Source organism: Anaeromyxobacter sp. SG17 (genome assembly GCF_022690695.1).
Lineage (GTDB): Bacteria > Myxococcota > Myxococcia > Myxococcales > Anaeromyxobacteraceae > Anaeromyxobacter > Anaeromyxobacter soli.
Window position 1 is genome coordinate 1 of the sequence record NZ_JALCYX010000129.1, and the last position, 6393, is coordinate 6393.

The following is a 6393-nucleotide window of genomic DNA, read 5'->3' on the forward strand; positions in this document are numbered from 1 at the left end:
AGGCCGGCGCCGCCACCGAGGCGGCGGCGCTCCTCGAGGAGGCCATCCCCCGCGCCCGGGAGGCCGGACGCCTCGCCGACGCGGCGAGGGCGCTCCACGGGCTCGAGCGGCTCTCTGTCGAGGGCGGCGATCCCGCCGGCGCTGCGGCGTACGCGCGGGAGGTGGCCGCGGTGCTCCTCGAGGCGGACGACCCCGACGGCGCCGCCGTCGCGCTGCGCCGCGCGGCCGCCCGTCACCCCGCGTCCGCCGAGGAGGGGCTGCCGCTCCTGCTCGAGGCGCTCCGCGGTCGGCCCCGGGAGCGCGCCCAGCTCCTCCTCGCGCGGGCGAGCGCCGCCGCCGAGGCTGCCCGCGCCGCCCTCCTCATCGAGGCCGCCGCCGACCTCGAGGCCGGCGGGGACGTCGCGCGCGCCGCCGAGGCGCGCCGCGCGGCGTTCGGGGCCAGCCCCGCCGACGACACCGCCTTCGCCGCGGCGCTCGCCGACGCCGCGGACGACCTCGAGCGACGCGACGCCGTGCTCTCCGCGCGGGCCGCCGCCGTGCCGGGCGAGGCCGGCGCCTGCCACCGGGCCCGGGGTGACGCGCTCGCCGCCGCCGGCGCGATCGAGCACGCGATCGCCGCCTACGACGAGGCGCTCGCCGCCACCCCCGGCGACACCGGCGCGCTCGCTGCCCTCGCCGGCTGCGTCGCGGCCGCGCGCGGCGACCGCGCCGCCGCCGAGCTGGACCTGCGCGTGGTCGTGCGGGCCGAGGTCGCGGGCGACGTCCCCGCCGAGGACGAGGCGCCCGCGCGCTTCCGGCTCGGGCTCGCCGCGGTCGCCGACGGCCGCGCCGACGATGGCATCCCCCACCTCGAGCGGGCCCTCTCGCTCGCGCCCTCCGATCCGCGCGCGGAAGCGGCCTGGGCCGCCGTCGCGGGCGGGCACGCTCGAGCGGAGGTCTTCGGCGCGCCGGACCCGCTCGCCGACGCGAGCGGCACCACCGCCGAGGCGGGCGCGGAGGCGCTCGGTGACCCGGCCAGGTGGCTCGCCGACGTCGTGGACGCGCTCCCGCCGTTCGAGCTCGACCTCGCCGTCGCGACCGAGGCCGCCGTCCCTAGCCTGAGCCCGACGACGATTTCGCTCGAGACCGAGATCCCGACGGCGACCGCTCCCGAGACGCCGGCAGGCGCCGGCTGGGAGGAGCTCGGGTTCCCGACCCCGATTCCGACTGCGACCGCGACCGGGACCCCGACCGCAACCGCGACTCCGACTCCGACTCCGACTCCGACTGCGACCGAGACCGAGACCGAGACCGAGACCGCGACCCCGACCCCGACCCCGACCGCGACCGCGACCCCGACCGCGACCCCGACCCCGACGGAAACGGCTCCCGGCACCGGCTGGGAGGATCTCGCGTTCGAGTCGGAAGCGCTCGAGCCGCGGCTGCCCGCCGCGAGCGAGGAACCCGAGCTTCCCGAGCTCGCGCACGACCTCGCGAGCGCGGCCGCGCTCGCCGCCCTCGCGACGGACGCCGCCCCTGCGTCCGCGGACGGCGCAGCCTCCGCCGCGGCGGTGGCGGAGCCCGCTCCCGCCCCCGAGCCGGGCGCGGCCCCCGAGGCCGTCGCCGCGCAGGGCCCTGCTGCCGCCGCGGAGGCCGCTCCTTCCGTCGAATCAGCTCCTGCCGAGGAGCCCGCCTTCGCGCCCGGCGACTACGACCCCCGCGGTGCGGCCCGCGCGTGCGTCGAGCGCGCGCTCGCGACCGACGATCCAGCCGACCGCGCCGCCGCGCTCCTCGCCGCGGGCGGCCTCCTCGCGCGCGCGGGCGCGCCCGCGGACGAGGTGCGCTCGCTGCTCGACGTCGCCTGCGAGACGGATCCCGACTCCGCGGGCGTCTTCCAGGCGCGTGCGCGGATCGAGGCGACGCTCGGGGACCCCATCGCGGCGGCCCGTGCGCTCCTCTCCGCGTCGATCCGCGCCGAGGGGGACGAGGCCGCCGCCGCGGCGCTCGACGCGGCGCGGCTGTTCGAGGAGGCCGGGGCGCGCGGCGACGCGTCGCGCGCGTACCGCGCCGCGGTCCTCGCCCACCCCGGCTCCCCGCCTGCGCGCCTCGCGCTGGCGGACGCAGCGCTCGCCTCCGGCGACACGGGCGGCGCGGCCGAGCACCTCCGCGCGATCGATCCTTCGGCCGTGCCGGAGGCCGAGCGCACCGAGCACGCGCGCCGCCTCGCCCACGCGCTCGAGCGCGCCGGGCTCGCGGACGAGGCCGCGCGAACCTGGCGCGAGCTGCTCGCGAAGGAGCCCGGCGACTCCGAGGCGTTCGATCGCGCCGAGGCGCTCGCGGTCGAGGCGAAGGTGGGAAGGGCCACGAGGCCGGCCGCGGCCGCGAGCTCGAACCCGACCTCGAGCGCTACGCCGCCGTCCCCGACCGCGGGGGCGACGGCGGCGACCGCGACCTCGACCGCGAGTGCGAGCGCGGACCCCGACCCCTCCGATCCCGCCGCCCTCGGCCGTGCCCTCATGGCCGCGGGCGAGCTCGATCGGGCGCGGACCCTGCTCTTCGCGGCGTTCGAGGCGGACCCTGCCGACCTCACCCTCGCGCGCGATCTGTCGCGCGTCGCGGAGAAGCTCGGGCGCTTCGACGAGTACGTCGAGCTCGGTGAGGTGTGCGCGGACGCGATCGCCGCCTACGATCCGCTCGCCGCCTCGGCGCGCTACCGCCACTTCGCGGACGTGCTGCGCGGACGGCTCGGCTCGCCGGAGCGCGCCGCCGTGATGCTCGAGAAGGCCCTCGCCCTCGTCCCGGACGACGCCGACACCCGCCGCGCGCTGGTCGCGCTGCTCGACGGCCGTCCCGACTCCGCACCGCGCGCCCTCGAGGCCTGGCTCGAGATCGCCCGCTCGGAACCCTCCGACGAAGGCGCGCTTCGCCAGGTGGCCTCGCTCTCGAGCGCGGCCGCGCAGGCCGGCCCCGCGCCCGAGCGCGCGCGCCTCGGGGAGCGCGCGCGGCTCGCCGCGTCGCTCGCCGCGTTCGCCGCCGGAACCGGCGACGCGGCCCGCGACGCCACGCCTGCCGCTGCACCCCGCCTCGCGCCCGTCACGCCCGGGCTGCGCGAGCGCATCGCCGCCCCGGGCGCGACCGGCCCGCTCGCGCGGCTCCTCGCGCTGCTCACCCCGTACCTCGAGCCGCTCTTCCCTGCGGACCTCGCCCGCCACGGCGTCACGACCGCAGACCGGCTCGTCGGACCGCGCGGTCCCGCGGTCCGGGCCGCACTCGACGCGGCGCGCGGCGCGCTGCACGGGCGCCCGTTCGCGGCGTTCCTCGCCGGCGCGCCCGGCGCGGGGATCGCGCTCGAGAACACGCAGCCGCCCTCGGTCATCGTGGCCGCCGGCGCCGAAAAGCTCGCGCCCGCCGCGCTCGCGTTCGCGGCGGCGCGCGCCGTGGATCTCCTCGGCCACGGCTGGGCGCTCGCGGGGAAGTTCGCGCCGCGCGACGTCGGGATCCTGCTCGAGCTCGCGTGCCGGTTCTCGGGCGGCTCCCCGCCCTCGCAGGGGCTCCCGCCGGAGCGGGCGGGCGCGTTCCTCGCCGCGCTCGAGCTCTCCGTCCCCCCGTCGGTCCGCGAGGACGCCCGAAGGCTCGCGCGCGACGCCTCCGGCGAGCTCGCGGCGACGGATCCCCGCGCGCTCGCCGCTGCCCTCCGTCGCACCGCGAACCGCGTCGCGCTCCTGCGCTGCGGCGACCCGGGCGCCGCGCTCCACGCGCTGCTCCTCGCCGACCGCAGGCTCGTGGAGAGCCCGCCCGCGCCCGCGCGGGCGCTCGCGCTCGCCGACCTGCGCGACGTCGCCCTCTTCGCCCTCTCCGATCCGTTCCTCGAGCTGCGCCTCGCGGCGCTGGGATGACCCGCCTGGTCCGCACGAGCTTCGCCGTCCTCGCCGCCCTCGCCGGCCTGGTCCTCGCCTGCTCGGACACGGGCGAGAGCACCTGCCCGGGCGAGCCGGTGGGCAGCTTCCGCCTCGAGGTCTCGCTCCCCGACGGCGCGCCGGAGTCCGCCTGCACCGCCGTCCCGCCCGTCACGGACCCGCCCACGCGGATCGTGGCGAGCTTCCAGGCGAAGCTCACCGCCGAGCCGGCGGCCGCGGGCAGCTGGCCGGCGGCGCTGTGCCCCGGCGGTCGCGGCGCGACGTACTACGGCTCGCGCGCGGCGGACGGGACGTACACGCTCGAGGCGAGCTCCGGCCTCGCGGTGCTCGACCGGTGCGGCCCGAACTGCTCGGTGTCGGCCGTGGAGCACGTCACCGGGACCGTCACGGGCGAGGGCGCCGCGGCGACGTTCACCGGCACGCTCGAGGAGCGCTTCGAGTACCTCGCCGGGAACTGCGGCTCCTGTGCGCTGCCGTGCGCGGCCACCTACGCGCTCACGTCGGCCCCCTCCCCCTGAGCCGGGGCGCGGCACGCGCGGACACCGAAGGTGCTCGCGAATCGGGGGCCGTCGCTTAGAATCCCCGCCCTCATGACGAAGACGAAGCGCGCGGTGGTGCTCCTCTCCGGCGGCCTCGACTCGACGACCTGCCTCGCGGTCGCGCGGCGCGACGGCTTCGAGGCGCACTGCCTCTCGGTGGACTACGGCCAGCGGCACAAGGGCGAGCTCGCCCGCGCCCGGCGGCTCGCCCGCGTCCTCGGCGCGGCCGATCACCGGGTCGTCAAGGTGGACCTCTCGGCCTTCGGCGGCTCGGCGCTGACGGATCCCGCGATCGCGGTGCCCAAGCGGCGGAGAGAGCGCCGCGGGGCGCCCGAGATCCCGGTCACCTACGTCCCGGCGAGGAACACCGTGCTCCTCGCGCTCGCGCTCGCGCACGCCGAGACGATCGGCGCGGAGGACGTCTTCGTCGGCGTGAACGCCATCGACTACTCCGGCTACCCGGACTGCCGGCCGGCGTTCCTGCGGGCGTTCGAGCGCCTGGCGAAGGTGGCGACGAAGGCGGGCGTGGAGGGACGGCCGCTGAGAATCCACGCGCCGCTGCTCCGGCTCACCAAGGCGGGCATCGTGAAGCTCGGGACCTCGCTCGGAGTTCCCTACCGGCTCACCCTCTCGTGCTACGACCCCGTCCGCGGACGAGCCTGTGGCGCGTGTGATGCCTGCGTCCTGCGCCGGAAGGGGTTTGACGAGGCGGGTGTTACCGACCCAACTCTCTACATCGACGAGTGACAGGAGAACGGATGCCGCAGATCACGAGGAAGTACCCGGGCAAGAGCGCGGGCGAGATCTACGAGAAGGTCGACGAGGTGATGGAGCGCATCGCCCAGAAGCTCTCGCTCGACTACCAGAAGGACGGCGGGTCGAAGACGGGCAAGGTCGCCAAGATGGGCGTCTCTGGCGCGTACCAGGTGCGCGACGGGGAGGTCACCGTCGAGCTCAAGTTCCCGATGCTGATCCCCGGCTCGATGCGCCAGAAGGTCCAGGAAGACATCGAGAAGAAGCTCGATGGGCTCTTCCCGTAGGTCTTCGTCGCGGGTGCCTCGCGCGCTGGATCACTCGAGCGGAACGACGATGGCCCCCGACCGCTCGTTCATCCGCTCCACGGCCGCGTAGATGGCCTGGAGGGGCGAGTCGCCCACGCCCGTCACGGCGCGGGGGGCCTCGCCCCGGCGGCGCTTCGCGGAGGGGCCGGGGACGATACGGGCGCTCGCCCGCCCCTTCAGCGCGTCGGGCCAGAGCCGGACCTGCATCCCCGCGCGGTAGAGCGCGAGCATCACCCGGCCCATCTCGGAAGCGACGCGTTCCTCGGCGTAGGTCATGGCGGAGTCCGGGCGCGACCGGTCCGTTCGACGGCGGGGCATGCCGCGATCCTGCCGGAACCGGTCGGAGTCGGCGCATCCTAGCCGGGGGGCCTGACCCCGCCCAATTTCCGGCTGCGCACGATATCGGCGCTGCGGCGGACGTCCTTCCGCCCGCGAGTGGTACGGGGGCCAGGGCGTTGTATCCGGTACTTCGACCGGGAGCCCTGCGCGGGCCCGGGCGCGCCTCGCGCCGATCACGATCCCGGCGGCATGGCATGCGCTCGCCCGGTCGGCTCGCCAGCAGCCCGCCCGGCGAGCGTGGCTTGAAAGAGCACGGGCGCGCCGCCACCTTCCCTTCGAATGTACGCGCGCTGGGCGAGCTTCGCGGTGGGCCTCGCGCTCATGCTGGCGCCGCTCGTGCTCGGGTACGGCGCGGTCGGGCCGATCCTGCACGACGTGGCGATGGGCCTGCTCGTGTGCATCGCCACGGTCGCCGCCCTGGAGTGGCCGCGCGCCCGCTTCGCGCTCGGCGTGCCCGCGCTCTGGCTCGTCTACGCGGCGCGTGGCGGCTCGGATCGCGCCGCCTCCGCCGCCGAGCTCTCGGCGGCCGCGCTCCTGCTCCTCCTCGCGCTCGTCCCG

General features: G+C 77.5%; 6 protein-coding genes. 5 read left to right on the forward strand and 1 reads right to left on the reverse strand.

Annotated elements, in window-relative coordinates; all coding sequences use genetic code 11:
• From MNY60_RS23040 to MNY60_RS23055, 4 genes are all read left to right on the forward strand, one after another.
• Window positions 1-3875 (forward strand): tetratricopeptide repeat protein (locus tag MNY60_RS23040; RefSeq protein ID WP_374109414.1); only part of this gene is annotated, 3875 nt, incomplete at its 5' end.
• Complete coding sequence (locus tag MNY60_RS23045) at window positions 3872-4414, forward strand: hypothetical protein (RefSeq protein ID WP_242341550.1); 543 nt, start codon at window positions 3872-3874, stop codon at window positions 4412-4414. The genes MNY60_RS23040 and MNY60_RS23045, both read left to right, overlap by 4 nt.
• A 72-nt stretch (window positions 4415-4486) precedes the next feature.
• Complete coding sequence (gene queC / locus MNY60_RS23050) at window positions 4487-5182, forward strand: 7-cyano-7-deazaguanine synthase QueC (protein WP_242341549.1); 696 nt, start codon at window positions 4487-4489, stop codon at window positions 5180-5182.
• An 11-nt stretch (window positions 5183-5193) separates the two neighbouring features.
• On the forward strand, window positions 5194-5475 hold the full coding sequence (locus MNY60_RS23055; protein WP_242341548.1) for a polyhydroxyalkanoic acid system family protein: 282 nt from the start codon (window positions 5194-5196) through the stop codon (window positions 5473-5475).
• 30 nt (window positions 5476-5505) lie between these two features.
• On the opposite strand, the gene MNY60_RS23060 is transcribed toward MNY60_RS23055, so the two are convergent.
• Window positions 5506-5814: a hypothetical protein gene (locus MNY60_RS23060; protein ID WP_242341547.1), complete on the reverse strand. Its 309-nt coding sequence runs from the start codon at window positions 5812-5814 to the stop codon at window positions 5506-5508.
• A gap of 300 nt (window positions 5815-6114) precedes the next feature.
• Between MNY60_RS23060 and MNY60_RS23065 the strand changes: the two genes are divergently transcribed.
• Window positions 6115-6393 (forward strand): hypothetical protein (locus tag MNY60_RS23065; protein WP_242341546.1); only part of this gene is annotated, 279 nt, incomplete at its 3' end.

Excerpts from the sequence above, each read along its gene's own strand:
- queC (WP_242341549.1), top strand. The coding sequence starts at position 4,487 with ATGACGAAGACGAAGCGCGCGGTGGTGCTCCTCTCCGGCGGCCTCGAC.
- MNY60_RS23055 (WP_242341548.1), top strand. The coding sequence starts at position 5,194 with ATGCCGCAGATCACGAGGAAGTACCCGGGCAAGAGCGCGGGCGAGATC.
- MNY60_RS23045 (WP_242341550.1), top strand. The coding sequence starts at position 3,872 with ATGACCCGCCTGGTCCGCACGAGCTTCGCCGTCCTCGCCGCCCTCGCC.
- MNY60_RS23060 (WP_242341547.1), bottom strand. The coding sequence starts at position 5,814 with ATGCCCCGCCGTCGAACGGACCGGTCGCGCCCGGACTCCGCCATGACC.